Origin of the sequence: Microbispora sp. H10836, from assembly GCF_012999525.1 — a bacterium.
GTDB lineage: Bacteria > Actinomycetota > Actinomycetes > Streptosporangiales > Streptosporangiaceae > Microbispora.
This window is the reverse complement of sequence record NZ_JABBWU010000008.1, coordinates 249,299-267,616: the sequence shown is the minus strand read 5'-3', so window position 1 is coordinate 267,616 and position 18,318 is coordinate 249,299. Positions and strand designations below refer to the sequence as shown.

General features: G+C 70.2%; 12 protein-coding genes and 1 pseudogene. 3 read left to right on the top strand and 10 right to left on the bottom strand.

The window, feature by feature from the left end:
- Positions 1-12: 12 nt before the first annotated feature.
- The 3 genes from HHX30_RS17520 to HHX30_RS17510 all read right to left on the bottom strand — a co-directional run bounded on the left by HHX30_RS17520 (position 13) and on the right by HHX30_RS17510 (position 3,193).
- A complete protein-coding gene (locus HHX30_RS17520; protein ID WP_169983014.1) occupies positions 13-678 on the bottom strand; it encodes a response regulator transcription factor in 666 nt (221 codons plus the stop codon).
- On the bottom strand, positions 675-1,838 hold the full coding sequence (locus HHX30_RS17515) for a sensor histidine kinase (RefSeq protein ID WP_169983013.1): 1,164 nt from the start codon (positions 1,836-1,838) through the stop codon (positions 675-677). The genes HHX30_RS17520 and HHX30_RS17515 overlap by 4 nt, the downstream gene beginning before the upstream one ends.
- 614 nt (positions 1,839-2,452) lie before the next feature.
- The gene (locus HHX30_RS17510; RefSeq protein WP_169983081.1) at positions 2,453-3,193 is read right to left on the bottom strand and encodes a VOC family protein; all 741 of its coding nucleotides are present in this window, start codon (positions 3,191-3,193) and stop codon (positions 2,453-2,455) included.
- A gap of 314 nt (positions 3,194-3,507) precedes the next feature.
- On the opposite strand from HHX30_RS17510, the gene HHX30_RS17505 reads away from it, so the two are divergent.
- The 3 genes and pseudogenes from HHX30_RS17505 to HHX30_RS17495 form a co-directional block, all read left to right on the top strand.
- On the top strand, positions 3,508-3,906 hold the full coding sequence (locus tag HHX30_RS17505) for an RNA-binding S4 domain-containing protein (protein WP_311922521.1): 399 nt from the start codon (positions 3,508-3,510) through the stop codon (positions 3,904-3,906).
- A 553-nt stretch (positions 3,907-4,459) separates the two neighbouring features.
- A complete protein-coding gene (locus HHX30_RS17500; RefSeq protein ID WP_211592134.1) occupies positions 4,460-7,417 on the top strand; it encodes a glycosyl hydrolase family 95 catalytic domain-containing protein in 2,958 nt (985 codons plus the stop codon).
- Between the two features lie 45 nt (positions 7,418-7,462).
- A pseudogene (locus HHX30_RS17495) lies at positions 7,463-7,648 on the top strand (ricin-type beta-trefoil lectin domain protein); the annotation flags it as partial.
- A gap of 209 nt (positions 7,649-7,857) precedes the next feature.
- On the opposite strand, the gene HHX30_RS17490 reads toward HHX30_RS17495, so the two are convergent.
- The 7 genes from HHX30_RS17490 to HHX30_RS17460 form a co-directional block, all read right to left on the bottom strand.
- Entirely contained in the window at positions 7,858-9,240 is a 1,383-nt protein-coding gene (locus HHX30_RS17490; RefSeq protein ID WP_169983011.1) for a nitronate monooxygenase, read from the bottom strand.
- Positions 9,241-9,483: 243 nt separating this feature from the next.
- Positions 9,484-10,221 (bottom strand): respiratory nitrate reductase subunit gamma, encoded by a 738-nt coding sequence (narI, locus tag HHX30_RS17485; protein ID WP_169983010.1) that lies wholly within the window; start codon positions 10,219-10,221, stop codon positions 9,484-9,486.
- On the bottom strand, positions 10,218-10,919 hold the full coding sequence (gene narJ / locus HHX30_RS17480; protein WP_249350142.1) for a nitrate reductase molybdenum cofactor assembly chaperone: 702 nt from the start codon (positions 10,917-10,919) through the stop codon (positions 10,218-10,220). Before narJ ends, narI begins: the two co-directional genes overlap by 4 nt.
- A 32-nt stretch (positions 10,920-10,951) precedes the next feature.
- Positions 10,952-12,583, bottom strand: a complete 1,632-nt coding sequence (gene narH / locus HHX30_RS17475; protein ID WP_169983009.1) for a nitrate reductase subunit beta — start codon at positions 12,581-12,583, stop codon at positions 10,952-10,954.
- Complete coding sequence (locus tag HHX30_RS17470) at positions 12,583-16,311, bottom strand: nitrate reductase subunit alpha (RefSeq protein ID WP_311922518.1); 3,729 nt, start codon at positions 16,309-16,311, stop codon at positions 12,583-12,585. Before HHX30_RS17470 ends, narH begins: the two co-directional genes overlap by 1 nt.
- A 172-nt stretch (positions 16,312-16,483) precedes the next feature.
- Positions 16,484-16,957, bottom strand: coding sequence for a hemerythrin domain-containing protein (locus HHX30_RS17465; RefSeq protein WP_169983008.1), 474 nt, complete (start codon positions 16,955-16,957; stop codon positions 16,484-16,486).
- Complete coding sequence (locus tag HHX30_RS17460) at positions 16,950-18,209, bottom strand: MFS transporter (RefSeq protein ID WP_211592133.1); 1,260 nt, start codon at positions 18,207-18,209, stop codon at positions 16,950-16,952. The genes HHX30_RS17465 and HHX30_RS17460 overlap by 8 nt, the downstream gene beginning before the upstream one ends.
- Between the last annotated feature and the right edge of the window lie 109 nt (positions 18,210-18,318).

Genomic DNA, 18,318 nt, shown 5'->3' with positions numbered 1-18,318 from the left:
CCAGCGGGAGTATCAACCGGGCGTGACCAGCCCCGTCTGGTAAGCGAACACCACGAGCTGGGCCCGGTCCCTCGCGCCCACCTTGATCATGGCTCGTGACACATGCGTCTTCGCGGTCAACGGGCTGACCACCAACTGCGCCGCAATCTCATCGTTGGACAGCCCGGCCGCCACCAGCCTTACCACCTCGCGCTCCCGGCCGGTCAGCAGGACCAGTTCCGGTGGCTCCAGCCGTGGCCTGGCCTCCGGGGCGACGCCGAGGGACCGGGCGATCACCGTCCGCGTGACACTGGGCGACAACAGCGCGTCGCCGCGCGCCACGATCCGCACCGCATGCAGCAGTTCATCAGGCTCGATGTCCTTCACCAGGAATCCGCTCGCGCCGGAACGTAGCGCGGCGAAGACATTCGCCTCCTCCGCGAACGTAGTGAGCACGACCACGCGTACCCCACAGAGCCCGGGGTCATCGGTGATCCTCCGGGTCGCCGTCACCCCGTCCACTTCCGGCATCTGGATGTCCATCAGCACGACGTCAGGCCGCAGTTCGCGTACCAAGGCGATCGCCTGCCCACCGTTGGCGGCCTCGCCCACCACCTCGATATCGGCCGCACTGTCGAGCAACGATCGAAAGCCGGCCCGTACCAGGGCCTGGTCGTCGGCCAGCAGCACCCGGATCACGCCGCCTCCAGCGGTAGCCGTACCCGCACCCGGAAACCGCGCCCGCGCAGCGGCCCCGCCTCGAACCACCCGCCCAGCCCTTCAGCTCGCTCTCGCATCCCCGCCAGACCATGCCCGCCCCCCGACGCTTCCGCTTCGGCGCTCACACCGTCGTCGGTCACCTCGATCGCGATCCACTCCGGCTCCCAAGCCAGACGGACCTGCGCACGCGCCGCTGACCCGGCGTGGCGCAGCACGTTGGTCAGCGACTCCTGCAAGATCCGGTACGCCGCGCGATCGACCGGTTCGGGCAACCGCCGGCTGGACATGTCGCCGTCGAACCCCACTTCCAGACCCGCCGCCCGCACTGCGGCCAGAAGATCCGGCAACCGGTCGAGGCCGATGTCGCGATCGGTCACCAGGACGGACTCGCCGTCGGCCCGCAACACGCCCAGCGTCGTGCGCATCTCGCCCAGCGCCGCCTTGCCGGTCTGCCGGATGGCCTTGAGCGCATCCCGCGCCCGCGCCGGATCCTGGTCGATCAGGTGCAGCGCGGCGCCGGACTGCACTGTGATGGTGGCTATCGCATGCGCCACCGTGTCGTGCAACTCCCTGGCGATGCGCAGCCGCTCCTCTGCCACCTGGCGCTCGGCCTCGCGCCGGCGCTGCTCCTCGGCCAGACGAAGCCGTTGGCGCACCTCCCCGGCGTACGCACGCCGGCTGCGCACGAGCGCGCCCAGCAGCATCGCGACCACGACCAAGGCCATCGATGGCAGGAACACCGCGACCGCGTCGAGCGGCGGCATGCCGTCCCGCATCGCCACAACGTAGCCCATGGACAGAAACACGACCGGCACCGGCAGCGCCCGCCACAGGTAACCCGCCAGCACCGCGTCGTACAGCGGCACAGCCAGCACCACTGATGGTGGGAAGCCCGGATAACCCAGCGCGTAGAACAGCAACAGCACCGCCGAGACGATGTACAGCGCGGCCGCGGGACTCCGCCGCCGCAGCAGCAACGGCGCGGCCATCACGACCCCGAGCACGTACGCCAACCAGTCACGGGAAACGGAGTGCGCCTCTCTACCGGTAGCGATGGCGATCTCCGCCGCTGCCAGCACCACGACCGCCACGGCAGCGTCGGCCATCCAGCGCCGTACAGCCGGCCGTAGCTCAAACATGCGCCAACCGTACGCACAGGACACCGTAGCTCTCTACCTCCCGGACAACGTCTCGCCGAGCTGCGCCCCTGCCGAATCACAGGCCAACGATGAGGCGCCGGCTGCGGAAGCCTTGCTCCCCGTCCGTGCGGGTAGTCATGCGCGGACGAAGCCGAGATCGAGAACGGCTGTCGCATGCTCCTGAAGCGCTACGCCAAGTGCCTCGACGGCCGCCAGGAGCAGAACAACCTCCGCATCGAGGCCGCGTTGACCCCGTGAGGGCCGGTCCACGACTGGTCCACAACCAGCGAGCGCCAACGAGAACGGGCGGGACTCCGTGAAACTGGAGACCCGCCCGCTTCTGTGCTGTTCGCCCTGGTCAGCGGCTTGATCCGCTGGTCAAGGTCTGGTGCCCCCTGCGTGGCACCAGCCAGATCTGCGCTAGCTCCACCAGCCGTTGTATCCGGACGAAGGCTGACCGTCGAAGCCCGCGTCAGTTTCCGAGGCTGACCGCATCCATCACCCGCCGTGTGCGACACGCGGCGACGACCGCGGTCCCCCAGGCGTTCCCGCTCCGGCCGCGGCCTGGTCTCACAGCGCGAAGGCGCGGTAAGGAGGCGACCCTAGACTCCGCGTCAAGCTGGAGCGAGTACGCAGAACTCGTTGCCCTCCGGGTCGGCGAGGACGATCCACGACGCATCGCCCTGGCCGACGTCGGCGAGCGTCGCGCCGAGGGCCTGCAGCCGGGCCACCTCCGCCGCTTGATCGTCACCGCGGTACGGCAGCACGTCGAGATGGACGCGGTTCCACACGGTCTTCACGCCGGGCGTTGTGCGGAGGAACTCGAGATAGGGCCCGGCTCCCTTGACGGAGCGCAGCCGCGCATGGTCGTCGGTCACCTCGTGCACGGTCCAGTCCATCGCCTCGCCCCAGAACCGGGCCATGGCCCGCGGGTCCGCGCAGTCGATCACCACCGCGGCGATCGGCCCGGTGTCCCGGTAGATCTCCCGAGGCTCCAGCACGCAGAACACGTTGCCCTCCGGGTCGGCCAGAACCGTCCACGGGACGTCGCCCTGGCCCACATCGGCCGGCGTCGCACCGAGCTCCTTCAGACGCGCGACCAACTCCGCCTGATGGGCCACAGAGGTGGTGGCGAGATCGAGGTGCACGCGATACCTCACCGTTTCGGGGTCCGGAACGGTGACCAGACAGACGCAGACGGCGACGGGGTCGGGCCAGACGAACCCCACGGGCCCAACGCCTGTCACATCGGGTCCCTCGCTGAAAACACCCCAACCGAGCGCCTCCGCCCAGAACCGGCCGAGCGCTGAGCTATCCCGCCCCTTGATATTCAGCAGACCAAGTCGCAGCGCCATGCCGTCCACCCTATGTTCAGCAGATCAACCGGAGGGTCAGCCCTTGATCAGGAGGCCCTGGAAGGTGACGTCGCACTCGTCGCCGTCCGAGCTGCTGCGGGAGCGGGACGTAGAAGGTGTGTGAACATCGGCCTCATCGACGCGATCGTCCGGTACTCCCTCGACCACGGGTATCACGTCCTGCTCGAAGGCATCCTCACCGCCGGCCGATACGGGACGATGCTGCAGTCAAGTCCCTGCAGCCCTTGGCCAGGCGGGCTTGCCTGCTGGCAGGGCGCCGCTCTCAGCACAGTGGCGGAGGGTCGGGTGAGCAGGTGAGTGCGCGGGTGGACGTCTGGATCTGGTCAGTACGGCTGACCAGGACTCGTTCGATCGCGTCCGACGCCTGCCGGGGCGGTCATGTCCGGGTCAACGGGGTGCGGGTCAAGCCCGCGCACGTCGTCCGGGTCGGTGACGAGGTCCGTCTGCGGCACGAGGGGCGCGAACGCATTGTTGTCGTCTCCCGCGTCATCACCAAGCGGGTCGGCGCCACCGTGGCCGCCGAGTGCTACGTCGACAAGAGCCCTCCCCCTCCTCCGCGCGAGGAAGCCGTGACGGTGGCCGTTCGGGCTCGTGGCGCGGGACGTCCCACCAAACGCGAGCGCCGCAGCATCGACAAGCTGCTCGGGCGGGCGGTGGTGGAGGGGCGGGACCGCCGGGCACGCCCGGAGTGAACGGGGCATGCCGCATCGGACTGTGCGGAGTGCGCGGCGATGCTGCGGAGATGTTGCCGCGCGGGGACGGTCGAGCCCGATGCCGATCCCGCCATCGAAGCCGGCGGGATTCCGCTGGCGGTGGCATGGCTCGGGCGCACCTCCGCCGACGATCAGCAAGATTCCAACAATCGTGCATGAATTCTTCGCCGCACGTCTACCAAAGGTGGGATGACTCTCTGCGGGCACGTCGCGCCCACGGATGAATGAAGGAAGTAACCGACGGTAGGCGCACACCTCGCGGTCGCCGTTCTGGCGCCCAACCTTCCCGTCGATGAAAGTTTCACCAAGCTCCCGAAAGAGTCGTCGGCCGTCCTGGAAACCGGGACCAGGTTACGCGGCGCTCGAGATTGTTCTTGACCCAATACATCAGACGTCATACGTTGCGCGAAAGCGCGCCTATTCATGGGATGTCCTCCCGACAAACTTAGTTGTGTTCTTGCCCTCGGAGGCACCCCTTTGACCGCATGCGCTGCACCAGGGTGTCCCGTCGAATAGCGGCCGTACCGCGGAGGTGGACCAGTCGTGGCGGCACAGCCGGCACTCGGCCGCAGGCACCACGCCCAACTCGCCACCAGGAGCTTCAATGAACATGCCGCTGAACCGTCGACGCTTCATCGCCACCACGGCGGCGACCGTCGGCGCTGCCGCGCTTCCTTCGGCGATCTTCGCTGACCGAGCGGCTGCCGCCGTGCCGCCGCAACTGCCGCAACGCGGCATCTACGACACGGCCTCCGCAGTGAGTTGGACCGATGCCTTCCTGACCGGCAACGGCGAGTACGGGGCCATGCTCTACGGCGCGCCCACCCTGGAGAAGGTTGTCTTCACGCATCATCGCTTCGTGATGCCCAACGGCACCCGTAACCTGACTCCGCCGGTGCTATCTGGCCGGTTGCCGGGCGTCAGGGACAAGGCGCTTGCCGGTGACTTCAACGGTGCCACCGGCGACTTCACCTCCGGCTGGTCCCTGCGCTGGACCCAGACCTTCCATCCGGGCTATGAGCTGCGGATCAGCACCCCGGGAATGACGACCGTCAACAACTACGCCCGGATCACCGATTTCAGGACCGGGGAGGTCACCTCAACGTGGACCGACAGTTATGGTACGTGGACGCGCAGGGCTTTCGCCTCCCGAGCCGACCGGGTCATCGTCCACGAGCTCACTCCCGCGCCGGGGCGGACGATCGACACCACGCTGAGCGTTACGACGGCCCTGAGCGGCGTGCCGGGCTCCGTCGGCTTCGCCACCCTGGCCACGGTCGGCAATGGTGACGGCTACCTGAACCTGCGGGGCACATACCCCGCCGGGCAGGGGGCGTTCGGCTATGAGGGCGTCACCCGGGTGGTCGCGACCGGCGGTTCAGTACGGGTGAGCGGGTCGGCCATCGTCGTGGCCGCGGCGACCAAACTCGTGCTGCTGACCAAACTCGACCGCTACGAGTCGTCCACCGCGTGGGACGCGAAACCGCTGCACATGGCGCTGGCCGCGCTGAGCGCCGACTACGCGACGCTGCTCACGCGGCACACCGCCCTGCACACCCCGCTGTACGACCGGTCACGCCTCGACCTGAACGTCAGCGCCGCCGATCGGCAACTGTCGACCAGTGAGCTGATCGCGCGGCAGAATTCCAACCGCAATGTCATCGACCTCGCGTTGCTGGAGCGGATGTACGACTCCGGCCGTTACCTATTCCTCAGTTCCAGCGGCGTCCTGCCACCGCGGCTGACCGGCCTGTGGACGGGCGCCTGGGACGCGGCGTGGGCCGGCGACTTCACCACCGACGCCAACGTCAACTTCCAGGTCGCCGGCGGCAACATCCTGTCTCTCACCGAAGCCATGGACGGCTACTTCAACCTGATCCTCGGCCAGATCAACGATTGGCGCACCAACGCCAGAAATCTTTACGGCACTCGCGGACTGCTCGCCCCCTCCCGCACCGACGGCGAGTACGGCAAGATGCTGCACTTCGACAGCGGGTTCCCCGGCCACACCTGGATCGGCGGCGCCGACTGGCTGCTCTATCCGCTGCTCGAGTACTACCAGGTCACCGGTGACGCCACCTTCTACCGCACCAAGCTCGCTCCGGTCCTGATCGAGCTCGCGTTGTTCTACGAGGACTTCCTCACTCGCACCGACGCCAACGGCAAGGTCATCTTCGTGCCGTGCTTCTCCATGGAGAACAGCCCCGGCAACACGGGCAGGCAACTGTCGATCAATGCGACCGGCGAGATCGCCGCGGGCAAGCACGCGCTGCAGGCCGCCATCGACGCCGCCGACTTCCTCGGCACCGAGCAGGGCCCAGGCCAAGGCGTGCAACGCTGGACCGCCTTGCTGGCCAAGATGCCCGATTATCGGATCAACGGCGACGGGGCGCTCGCGGAATGGTCGTGGCCCAGCCTGACCGACCGGTACAACCACCGTCACGTACAGCACATGTACCCGGTCTGGCCGCTGCACGAGATCAACCCTGAGGACAAGCCCGACCTGATTCGCTACGCGAGCCGCGCCCTGGATCTGCGAGGGGACGAGGGAGGGGAGGCCCACGGCGCCATCCACCGCAGCCTCGCCCGAGCCCGGCTCAAGGACGGCGCGGGCGTGTACGGCAACCTGCGGAAGATCCTGGGCAACAACATGATCTTCCGATCGATGATGACCTCGCACAACCCGAACCTGTCGATCTACAACGCCGACGCCGCCAACTCGCTGCCCGCGATTGTCGCCGAGGCATTGATCTACACCAGGCCCGGCATCCTGGAGTTGCTGCCCGCGCTGCCCGATCAGTTCGCCAAGGGCACGATCACCGGCGTGCGCGGCCGCAACCGCATCCGGATCGAATCGCTCACCTGGGACATCAGCGCCCGGACCGTCACCGCCACCGTCATCTCCGAAGTAACTCAAACCGTGACGCTCATCAGCCGGCGCGGGATCGCCTCCGTTACCACCAGCGCAGGCGTCGCCGCCTCTCCGTTGGGCAGCCATGCCCGGCAGGTGTCACTGACCGCAGGTACGACGACCCAGATCACCGTCGAGCTGGGCACCGGCGGCCTGTCCACCGGCGTCGTCCGCCTGGTCAACCGCAACAGCGGCAAGGTGCTGGACGTCTACGGAGGCTCCACCGCCGACGGTGCCGCTGTCGTCCAGTGGCCCTGGAACGGCGGGACCAACCAGCAGTGGCGGATGTCGCAGAACTCCGACGGCTCGTTCCGGCTGACCAGTGTCGGCAGCGGCAAGGTCCTCAGCAGCCCGAACGCCAATCAGGGCACCGCCCTCGTCCAGATGACCGACGCCAACGGCACGAACCAGCGGTGGAAACTCGTCCCCGCTGCCACGAGCGGCTACTACCGGCTCGTCAACGTGGGCGATGGATTATGTGCGGACGTCGAAGCCGGCTCCACGGCCGACGGCGCCCGAGTCATCCAATGGGCCGGCAACAGCGGTGCCAACCAGGAATGGCAGATCACCGCCATGTGACACCGGGACCCGGCCGCGTTCCGTCGCACTACCCGGCTAGCTTCCCGTCAGCTGTGGGACTGCAACGGACAAACCAACCAGCAGTGGAACCTCAACTCCAACGGCACCATCACCGGCGTGCAGTCCGGGTTGTGCCTGGACGCCAACGGCGCCGGCACCACCAACGGCACGAAGCTCATTCTGTGGTCGTGCAACGGCGGCACGAACCAGCAGTGGAGCCTGTGCAGCTGATGTGAGCTCCTACCGGGCCGCGGACGGTCATACGCACCGCCCGCGGCCCACCCTGCCGCCGTTTCCTGTGCCAGGTCGAGCGCGGCGGTGGCCGCGCCGGCATCCCGGCGCGGCCACGAGGGGCCACGAGCGGCCGCGCCGGGACGCCGGCCGCTCGTGGCGATCGGCGTCCGTGAACGCGAGGCGGCGCCGCCTGCCCCGGCTCTGGATCAGCGTGCGCCGGTCCCCTGCAGGATGCGGTCGACCACGTCGGCGGCCGAGTAGTCGTCCGGCAGAGCGCTGAGGAAGCCGGTGTCCTGGCCGAGAGTGAGCAGCGGGGGCTCGAGATAACCGTCCGGACGGCGCTGTCCGAGACCGATCGCGGCGAGCAGCCCGTTGCACAGGCACCGGCGCCCGGCGGTCTCCTCCACGCGACCGCCCTTGCGGACGTAGGTCTCAACTGGTTCCGCCGGGCAGCGGTAGCCGACTCCGCCGTCCGGCTTCTGATAGGGCGTGCGCAGGTGGCCCAGGTCACACAGCCGGGGCCGCTCCGCGTAGACGCCGGCATCGGACAGCGTGCCGGGCACCTGGGCGACCTTGAAGGGAAAACCGGCAGGGGATGCCTGCGGGTCGTTGCGGACCTCCAGGGCGCCGTCGGCGGCGTCGCGCAGCAGTCGCCGCCTCAGCTCGTCGTCCAGGCCCGACTCCCGGCACAGCGCGAACGCCGACCCCACCTGGATCCCGGCGGCTCCCGTCTCCAGCGCTCTGACGAGCCCGTCGGGCGTGCCGTACCCACCGGCGAGCCAGAACGGCAGGCCGAGCGCCGCGACCTTGCCGAGGTCCACCTCGTCACGCGGGCCGTACACGGGTTCGCCCGCCTCGTCCAGCCGCACCCGGCCGCGCGGCGGCGCGCTGTGACCACCCGCCGCCGGAGACTCGATCACGAACCCGTACGGCCTGGTCACGGCCGAGCGCGCGAGGTAGGCGGCCAGGACGTGCGAGGAGACGATCGCCAGCAGCCGGGGCCGTGCCAGAGGCGCGAACGACCGGCCGAGCAGTGCCATCGGGTCGAGGCCGACCGTGTGCGGCGTCTCGCCCCCCGCCACGGTCACCGAGATCTCCGCATCCCGTTGCGCCGCGAGATCGTCGAGCAGCCGCGGGATCTCCGCCGGGATGCCGGCGCCCATCAGCACGTAGTCGACTCCGGCGAGCATGGCCCCATAGACCGCGGCCGGCGTGGCCATCTGAATCTTCTCCAGATAGTTGACCCCGATCAGACCGTCGTGCCCCTCCTTGGCGAGCAGGACCTCGGCGAAGTTGGCGACCACGGCCAGCTCGTCCGCGGCCTGGCCGCGCCGCAGCCCCAGACGCGGCACCGGCCGGTACGGCCTGTCGTCGACGGCCCCGCCGGCGACGAAGTAGCGGGCCAGGACCCGCTCGGCGATCTCGGGGACCGGAAAACGGGCCAGCGCACGGCGCAGATGCCCTCCGGGATCCCCCTGCTGCAGCCGGCGGGCCAGCGTGACGTCGAGCGCCGTGCCCGACACCACGCCGAGCTGACCGGTGCCCGCCACCGCACGGGCCAGCCTCCACCCGGACACCCCCACGCCCATCCCGCCCTGTATCAACACGGGTGGCGCCGCGCCCGCGGGCCCGGTCCGCGCTGTCGGGAATCCTTTCGTACCACCATCGGCGTCGGACAACCCGCATCCCCCCAAAGTCCCAGGTTCTCGCCTATGGCCCGCCGGCGGCGGGGCCGATCAGGAGTCCACCACGGCCCGAGAGGGAGGCTGTAGTGACGAAGGTCCCACGGCAGGCGGGCCGCCGGTCCCCTCCTGCCCCGCCGCGTGGGGGCGTCAGCGGCCGAGGCGTGCGGTCGCCTCGCGCACGGCGACCGGCGTGGGCGGAACCGCCGGGAGCGGCCCTCGGCGCGCACGGTAGACGACGTACGGGCGCCACAGATAGGCCAGCGGCGCCGACCAGACGTGCACGAGCCGCGTAAAGGGCCACAACGCCAGGAACAGGAAGCCGCCGATGGCGTGCACCTGGTAGACCAACGGCGCGCCGATCATCAGGTCGCTGCGCGGGGAGAACCAGAACACACTACGGAACCAGACCGCGATCGTCTCCCGGTAGTCGTACCCGTCACCGAGCAGGTTGACGGCGACCGTGGCGGTCATCCCGAACGCGATCATGGCCGTCAGCGCGAGGTAGAGCACCCTGTCCATCGGGGTGGTCCTGCGCCGCACCCGCCCGTCGATGAAGCGGCGGGCGATGAGCAGCACCAGCCCCGCGACGAGCATGGCCCCGGTCAGCGTGCCGCCCCAGACCGCGGTCAGGTGGTAGAGGTGCTCGGGGATCCCCAGCGCCGCGGTCACCGAGGCCGGCACCAGCAGCCCCATGGCGTGCCCGCCGACGACCCCGAACGCGCCGAGGTGGAACAGCGGCGACCCGAGGCGGAGGATCCGGCTCTCCAGCAGCTGGCTGGTGTGCGTGGTCCAGCCGAACTGGTCGTGGCGCCACCGCCAGACGTGGCCGCCGACGAACACCGCCAGGCACAGATACGGCAGGACGATCCAGACGACGGTTTTCATCGGGCCTCCGACGAGGAGCAGGTGGGGTAGGGAGCGAGACCGACGCCACCCGGAAAGTCCAGGCCGACGGACTCGACGGGCGGGCCGTCGAGGGCCAGTTCCGCGACGGCCTTCCGGTCGGCGTCGGTCAGCTCGGGCAGGACCGCGGTGACGGCGTCGAGGAGCAGGCGGTACGGCGTGCCGAGGTCGGCAAGAGCGGCGCGCAGCAGTTCGATGCCCCGCCGGTGCTGGCGCAGCGGCGCCTCCCCCTCGCCGGGGCCGACCGTGGCGGCGAACTCGAGCACGACCGGCAGCAGGTCGGGCAGTTCACCGGCGGCCAGCCGCAGGCCGTGGGCGCGGTAGCGCCGCTTGAGGATGAGCAGCGCCATCCCCCGCTTGCGGGTGTCGCCGTGCAGGTAGTACGTCAGGTACAGGCCGGATCGGCGGCGCAGGTCGAAGGTCTGCACGTAGTGCCGCTGCACGTGGATGGGCGCGGTGCCGGTCAGCCAGGCGAGGAACTCCTCGACCTGCCCGCGCAGCCACGGGTGCTCGATCAGGGCGGCGGCGCCGCGCAGCTCGTCGTGGGCGCCTAGCAGGTCGGCGTCCGGGTAGGTGAGCAGCACCGACGCGAGCCGGAACAGCCGGGTCCGGTCGGCCGCCGTCACCGGGGCGGCGTCGGTCGGCGGCACGATAACAGTCGCGGTAACAGGAGCGGTCATGGGCGTGCTCATCGACGTGGTCGTCGGCATGGTCATGACCGCCCCCGCCGCACCGGGTCGACGGACAGGCCCGTCCGCCCGTCGGGCCGCCGCGACGTGAGCCCCCGCCGGCCGGCGTGCACGTCGTCGCCGCCGCTGACGAGGTGGAAGCGCTCCACGGCGGCCGGCTCGGACCCGCCCATGCCCGGGCCGCCCTCGCAGTCGAGCGAGCAGCCGCCCGCAGAGGCCGCCTGCGCCTCGAGGGCGGCGGCGTCCTTGCCGTACGCGGCCGGGATGACATACCGCTCGTCGTACTTGGCGATCGCGAGCAACCGGTACATCGACTCGACCTGCTCGGCGGTCATCCCCATGCCGTCCAGCAGGCCCTGGGCGACCGTGCCGTCCAGGGTGCGGGCCCGCATGTACGACCGCATCGCGGCCAGTTTCATCAGGACCCCGGCGGCGGCGTCGGCGTCACCGGCGGTGAACAGTTCTGCGAGGTACTCCACCGGGATGCGCAGGTCGCGGATGGTGTGGAAGACGTCGTCGGCGTCGGTGTCGTCGCGGCCCGCGGCGCCGGCCGCGTCGAGCACCGGCGACAGCGGCGGGACGTACCAGACCATCGGCAGCGTCCGATACTCCGGGTGCAGCGGCAGCGCGATCCGATACTCGCCGATCAGCCGCCACACCGGGGACAGCCGCGCGGCCTCGACCCACTCCTCCGGCATGCCGGCGTCGCGGGCGGCCTGTTGCACGGCAGGGTCGTGCGGGTCGAGGAAGACGTCACGCTGGGCGTCGAGCAGGTCGCGCTCCTCCTTCACCGACGCGGCGGCGAGGACGGCGTCCTCGTCGTAGAAGACGATGCCGAGGTAGCGCAACCGCCCCACGCACGTCTCGGAGCAGATGGTGGGCTGGCCGGCCTCGATACGCGGGAAGCACAGGGTGCATTTCTCGGCCTTGCCGGTGGCGTGGTTGACGTACACCTTCTTGTACGGGCACGCCGACACGCACATCCGCCAGCCCCGGCATTTGTTCTGGTCGACCAGGACGATGCCGTCCTCCTCCCGCTTGTACATGGCGCCGGAGGGGCACGCCGACACACAGGCCGGGTTGAGGCAGTGCTCGCAGATGCGCGGAAGGTGGAACATGAAGGTCTTCTCGAACTCGAACCTGACCTTCGCCGCGGCCTCGGCGGGCATCCGGGCGATGTTGGGGTCGCGGCCGGCCCGCTCGTGCGCGCCGCCGAGGCCGTCCTCCCAGTTCGCTCCCCACTCCACGGCGGCCGGCTCGCCGGTCAGCGCGGAGTACGGCCGCTTGACCGGCGTGTCGGTGAGGCCGCCGGGCGCGCTCACCAGGATGTCCTTGTCGAACGTGACCGGCTCGTAGTAGTCGTCGATCGACGGCAGGTCCGGGTTGGCGAAGATGCGCGCCAGCCGCTTCACCCGGCCTCCGGAGCGGAGGGTCAGCCGGCCCTTGCCGTCGAGCTGCCACCCGCCGTGCCAGCGATCCTGGTCCTCGTAGTGCTTGGGGTAGCCGATGCCGGGTTTGGTCTCGACGTTGTTGAACCACACGTACTCGGTGCCCTCACGGTTGGTCCAGGTCTGCTTGCAGGTAACGGAGCAGGTGTGACAACCGATGCACTTGTCGAGGTTCATCACCATCGCGACCTGCGCTCGGATCCTCATCAGTACTCCACTTCCTGGGAACGGCGGCGGATCACCGTGATCTCGTCGCGCTGGCTGCCGATCGGGCCGTAGTAGTTGAAGGCGTAGGTGAGCTGCGCGTGCCCGCCCGCGAGGTGGGTGGGCTTGACCAGCAGCCGGGTCATCGAGTTGTGGTAACCGCCGCGGCGGCCGTTCTTCTCGGCCTTGGGCACGTTCACCGTCCGCTCCGGCGAGTGGTACTGGAACACCGTGCCCTCGGGCATCCGGTGGCTGACGACGGCACGGGCGACGACGACGCCGTTGCGGTTGTGCGCCTCGATCCACTCGTTGTCCCTGACACCGATCTTCGCGGCGTCCTCCACGCTCATCCAGATCACCGGCCCGCCCCGGGACAGCGCGAGCATCAGTTCGTTGTCGTGGTACATCGAGTGGATGGACCACTTGGCGTGCGGGGTCAGGAACCGAACCGTCACGCCGCCGTCGACGAGCTCGCCGGGCTTGCCGAAGTGGCGCGCCATATTCAGCGGCGGGCGGAAGGCGGGAAGTTGCTCGCCGAGCTCGGCGACCCAGTCGTGCTCGACGAAGAAGTGCTGCCGCCCGGTGAGGGTGTGCCAGGGCTTCGACCGTTCGACGTTGAGGGTGAACGGCGAGTAGCGGCGGCCGCCCTTCTCCGATCCGGACCACTCGGGGCTGGTGAACACCGGCTGCGGTGCGGCCTGGGTGTCCGGGTAGGAGATGTGGTCGGTCTCGTGGCCCTCGATCAGGTCGGCGAACCGCTGACCGGTGCGCGCTTCCAGGGCGGCGAAGCCGGCGGCGGCCACCCGCCCGTTGGTGGTGCCGGACAGCGCCAGGATCGCCTCGCACATCCGGTCCGCGGTCGCGAGCGAGGGACGTCCAGCGAACGGGCCGCCGGCGACGACGCCGTTCTGGTGGGCGAGGTACTCGATCTCCGGGGCGACGTCGACGGTGATCGCCTTGGTGGTGGTGCCGAGGGTGTCGAGCAGCGGGCCGACCGCGCGCATCTTGGCGCCGATCAGCGTGTAGTCGCGTTCGATCTCGACGAGCTTCGGCATCGTCACGCCGGGCACGGGCGGGCACTCCCCCGCTTTCCAGTCCCGCACCCGGCCGCCGGGCGTCGCGAGCTCGTCGGGCGTGTCGTGCTGCAGCGGAACCGCGAGGACGTCGCGGCGTACGCCGAGGTGGGTGGCCGCGAGCTCGCTGAACCGGTCGGCGAGGGCGAGGAAGGTGTCGTAGTCGGTGTGCGCGTCCGCCGGCGGCTCGACGGCCGGGCTGAACGCGTGCACGAACGGGTGCATGTCCGTGGTCGAGATGTCGTGCTTCTCATACCAGGTGGCGGCCGGCAGGACCACGTCCGCGTGCAGCCCGGTGTTGGTCATCCGGAAATCGATCGCGGTGAGCAGGTCCAGCTTCCCGGTCGGCGCCTCGTCGCGCCAGACCACGTCGCGGGGCCGCCGGCCGGGGTCGCACTCCTGCGCGGCGGCGAGGGAGTCCACACCGAGCAGGTGCCGCATGAAGTACTCGTTGCCCTTGCCGGAGGAGCCCAGCAGGTTGGCCCGCCACAGCGTGAGGCAGCGGGGGAAGTTCGCGGGGTCATCGGGGTCATCGGCCACCGCCTTGAGCCGTCCGGCTGTCAGTTCGTCCACGATGTGCTGCTGGACGCTGTGGCCCTTCTCGGCCGCCTCGTCGGTGAGGTCGAGGGGGTTGCGGTTGAACGCCGGGTGGCCGGGGCTCCAGCCCATCCGCTGGGCGGCGGCGATCGTGTCCGCGAACGTCATGCCGCTGAACCGGCCGGTGCCCAGCGGCGAGGACAGCTCGTCGGCGGGCACTCGCTCGTAGCGCCACTGGTCCGTGTGCAGGTACCAGTACGGCGTGGCGGCCTGGTGGCGCATCGGGCGCTGCCAGTCGAAGGCGAACGACATGTGCTGCTGGCCGGTCAGCGGTCTGGCCTTCTCCTGACCGACGTAGTGGGCCCAGCCGCCGCCGTTGACGCCCTGGCAGCCGGTCAGGGTGACGAGCGAGATGAAGGCCCGGTACGTCATGTCGGAGTGGAACCACTGGTTGGCCCCGGCGCCGAGGACGATCAGGGAGCGGCCCCGGCTGCGTTCGGCGTTACGCGCGAACTCGCGGGCGATCCGGGCGGCGAGCGCGGCGGGAACCCCGGTGATGTTCTCCTGCCAGGCGGGGGTGTTGGGCTCGCCGGCGTCGTCGTACCCGGCCGGCCAGCTGCCCGGCAGGTCGCCGCGGCGCACGCCGTACTGCGCCATCAGCAGGTCGAACACGGTCGTGACGAGGTGCCCGCCCATCCGCGTGACCGGTACACCCCGGCGCATCGTGGCGCCGCCTTCGGTGTCCCCGACGTCGAACCGGGCCAGCTCGACCTCGACGGCGTCGCCGGTGAGTCCGAGCAGGCCGAGCGCAGGCACCACCTCGCCGAGGTCGAGGTTCCACCGGCCGGCGTCCCGCTCGCCGTAGCGGAACCCGAGCGAGCCGTTCGGCACGACCGGCTCGCCCGTACGCTCGTCGACGAGCACCGTCTTGTGCGCCGCGGTCCGGTCCGGGTCGTCGTTCCGGTCGCCGGGCTCGCCGAGGTCCTGCGCGGTGAGGAAGCGGTCGGGGGTCCAGATGCCGTTGTCACGCCGCCGCAGCGTGACGAGGAACGGCAGGTCGGTATAACGGCGGACATAGTCGGCGAAGTAGGGCACCTCGCGGTCGCGGAAGAACTCGGTGAGGATCACGTGGCCCATGGCCATCGCCAGGGCACCGTCGGTGCCGGGGTGCGGCGCGAGCCAGTCGTCGGCGAACTTGACGTTGTCGGCGTAGTCGGGGCTCACCGCGACGACCTTGGTGCCCCGGTAACGGGCCTCCGCGAGGAAGTGCGCGTCCGGCGTCCGGGTCACCGGAATGTTGGAGCCCCACATCATCAGGTAGGTGGAGTTCCACCAGTCGCCCGCCTCGGGCACGTCTGTCTGGTCGCCCCAGATCTGCGGGGACGCCACCGGCAGGTCCGCGTACCAGTCGTAGAAGCTCAGCAGGGTGCCGCCCAGCAGCGCGTGGTAGCGGGTACCGGCGGCGAACGACGCCATCGACATCGCCGGGATCGGCGAGAACCCCACGACGCGGTCCGGGCCGTACGTCTTCGTCGTGTAGACGTGGGCGGCGGCCATCATCGTGATCGCCTCGTCCCACGAGGCTCGCACGAAGCCGCCGCGGCCCCGCCGGGTCTTGTACACGCGTGCCTTCGTCGGGTTCTCGACGATGTCGGCCCAGGCGAGCACCGGGTCACCGAGGCGCCTCAGCGACTCCCGGAACATCTCGGCCAGTTCCCCGCGCACGTACGGGTGCCGCACCCGCGACGGCGAGTACTCGTACCAGGAGAACGACGCCCCGCGCGGACAGCCGCGCGGCTCGTAGTCCGGCGCGTCCGCGCCCGTCGTCGGATAGTCCGTGGCCTGGTGCTCCCAGGTGATGAGGTCGTCCTTGACGAACACGTTCCACGAGCACGAGCCGGTGCAGTTCACGCCGTGCGTCGACCGGACCACCCGGTCGTAGCGCCATCGGTCCCGGTAGAACGTCTCCCAGGCGCTCCGGTCGATCTGGTGCAGGGTCCGCCCGCCGTCGCCGACCGTCTCCTTCGTCAGGAAACGACGTGCAGCCAGCAGCGGAGCAGCACCGGGCACCGAGTCCGTAGCGGGAGTACCGGTGGCGTCCTGGGGCGGGCGTGATGACACGGCGGTGCACTCCTTCGACGGGAACACGGGGATGCGGCGCACAGCGCGTCGCACATCCCAGGCTCCTCCGACGCCGGGTCACCCGGCAGGTGCCGGCCGTCCCTGCCGGCCGGGACCTTGGTCCTGTGATGATCGAACACCCCGCGATGATCGGCAGGGCTCGGCTGCCGGTTCAGTCGCCCAAAGGCGGCAACAGGGTGCCGACCCGGGCCCGGACCTTCTCGACGGCCTCCCACTCATCCGTGCTCAGGCCGGCCAGCGCCGCCGGGAACACCCCGTCCTGCTCCTTGAGGATGTGGGTGCGCAGGAGGTTCAGTATGTCCAGGAGCCTGAGGGGCCAGCCGGGGTCGGCGGGCGTGCCGTCGGCTGCCTCGCGCAGGACCGCCTCGATGCGCCGGTGCTCGGCTTCCAGCCCGGCGACCTGATCGGGGAAGTCCCCGGCCAGTGCGGGGAACAGGCCGTACTCCTCGACCTCAGTGTGCGGGCCGAGCACCGCGGCGATCCGTCCGGCGACCGCGACCATCGTGTCCACGTCGCCCGCGGTGTGCGCCGTGCGCGCGTCCCCGATCAGGTCGACCACCAGGTCGTGCTCACGGGTCAGTTCACCGATCGTGGTCACGGCCTGGCAGCCGCAGTACTCACACATGTGCCTTCGATCCTTCGGCCAGACCCGGTCCGAGCGCGCGGCGAGCCGTCCGGATGACGGCGGTGGTGTCCAGCAGCAGGGCGGCCAGCGCGACCAGGGCCAGCAGCGCCAGCCCCAGGGCGTAGGTGCCGTACCGGCCGTAGACGAAGCCCATGAGCAGTGGCGGTACGAAGCCGCCCAGGCCGCCCGCGGCGCCCACGATCCCGGTGACCGAGCCGACCTTGTTCGCCGGGGCGAGCAGCGCCACCAGGGCGAACGTCGCGCCGCTGCCGGCGCCGAGCGCGGCGGCCATGGACAGGAACGCGACCGTACCGACAGGTGCCAGCGCGGGCGTGAACGCCTGGACGGCGGCGCCGGCCACGACGACGAGCAGCGTCCCGGCGAGCACCCCGGTCGGCGGGAACCGGTCGGACAGCCACCCGCCCACCGGGCGCATCAGCACCGCCAGCAGCACGAATCCGGCCATCCGGTTGGCGGCATCGGCCTGCGCCAGTCCGTACGCGGTCTTGAGGTAGGCGGGCAGGTAGACCGAGAACGCCACATATCCGCCGAACGCCACCGCGTACAGCGCCGAGGCCTGCCACGTCATCCGCAGCCGCAGCGTGGCCGCCAGCCGATGGGCCAGCGACTCGGCCGGCACCGTCCGGCCAGGCGCGTCCCGCAGCAGCAGGGCCGCCACCACCGCGTACGCGGCGAGCACGGCCGCGGTGACCGCGAACGGGGTCGCGGTGCCGCCCGCGTCGGTCAGCCTGACCGTTGTCAACGCGCTGATGGCGGTGCCGCCCATGCCCGCACCGAACAAGCCGACGGCGAGGCCGCGCCGCGTGGGCGGGAACCAGGCGTTGACGAACGGCACGCCGATCGCGAAGGCCGTGCCGCCTACGCCGAGGAAGAAGCCGCCGGCCAGCAGCCCGGCCAGCGATGTCTGCCCGGCCAGCCCCAGATAGAGCACCGGCACGACGGTGGCCAGCGACACCAGCGGGAACATAACCCGGCCGCCGTACCGGTCCGTCAGCGCACCGACCGGGATGCGGCCCAGCGACCCGACCACCACCGGCACCGCCACCACCAGCGCCTGCTGGAAGGGGCTCAGGTGCAGGGCCTCCTTGAACTTCGGCGCCAGCGGGCTGAGCAGCGCCCAGGCCCAGAAGTTGATCGCGAAACCGACGGTGGCCAGGATCAACATCAACGCCGGACGGCCGGCGGCCGGTCGGGCGTCCGGATGCCGGGCAGGCGCGTCCCCCGCATTCATGGTTGCCTCCACTGTGTGTCGCGCCAGGCGCGGTGACCGGAGATGTCACCTCCGCGCTCACACAGCGTCCCCGGCTGCTTGATCAACCGGACAGGGACCTTGGACCTCT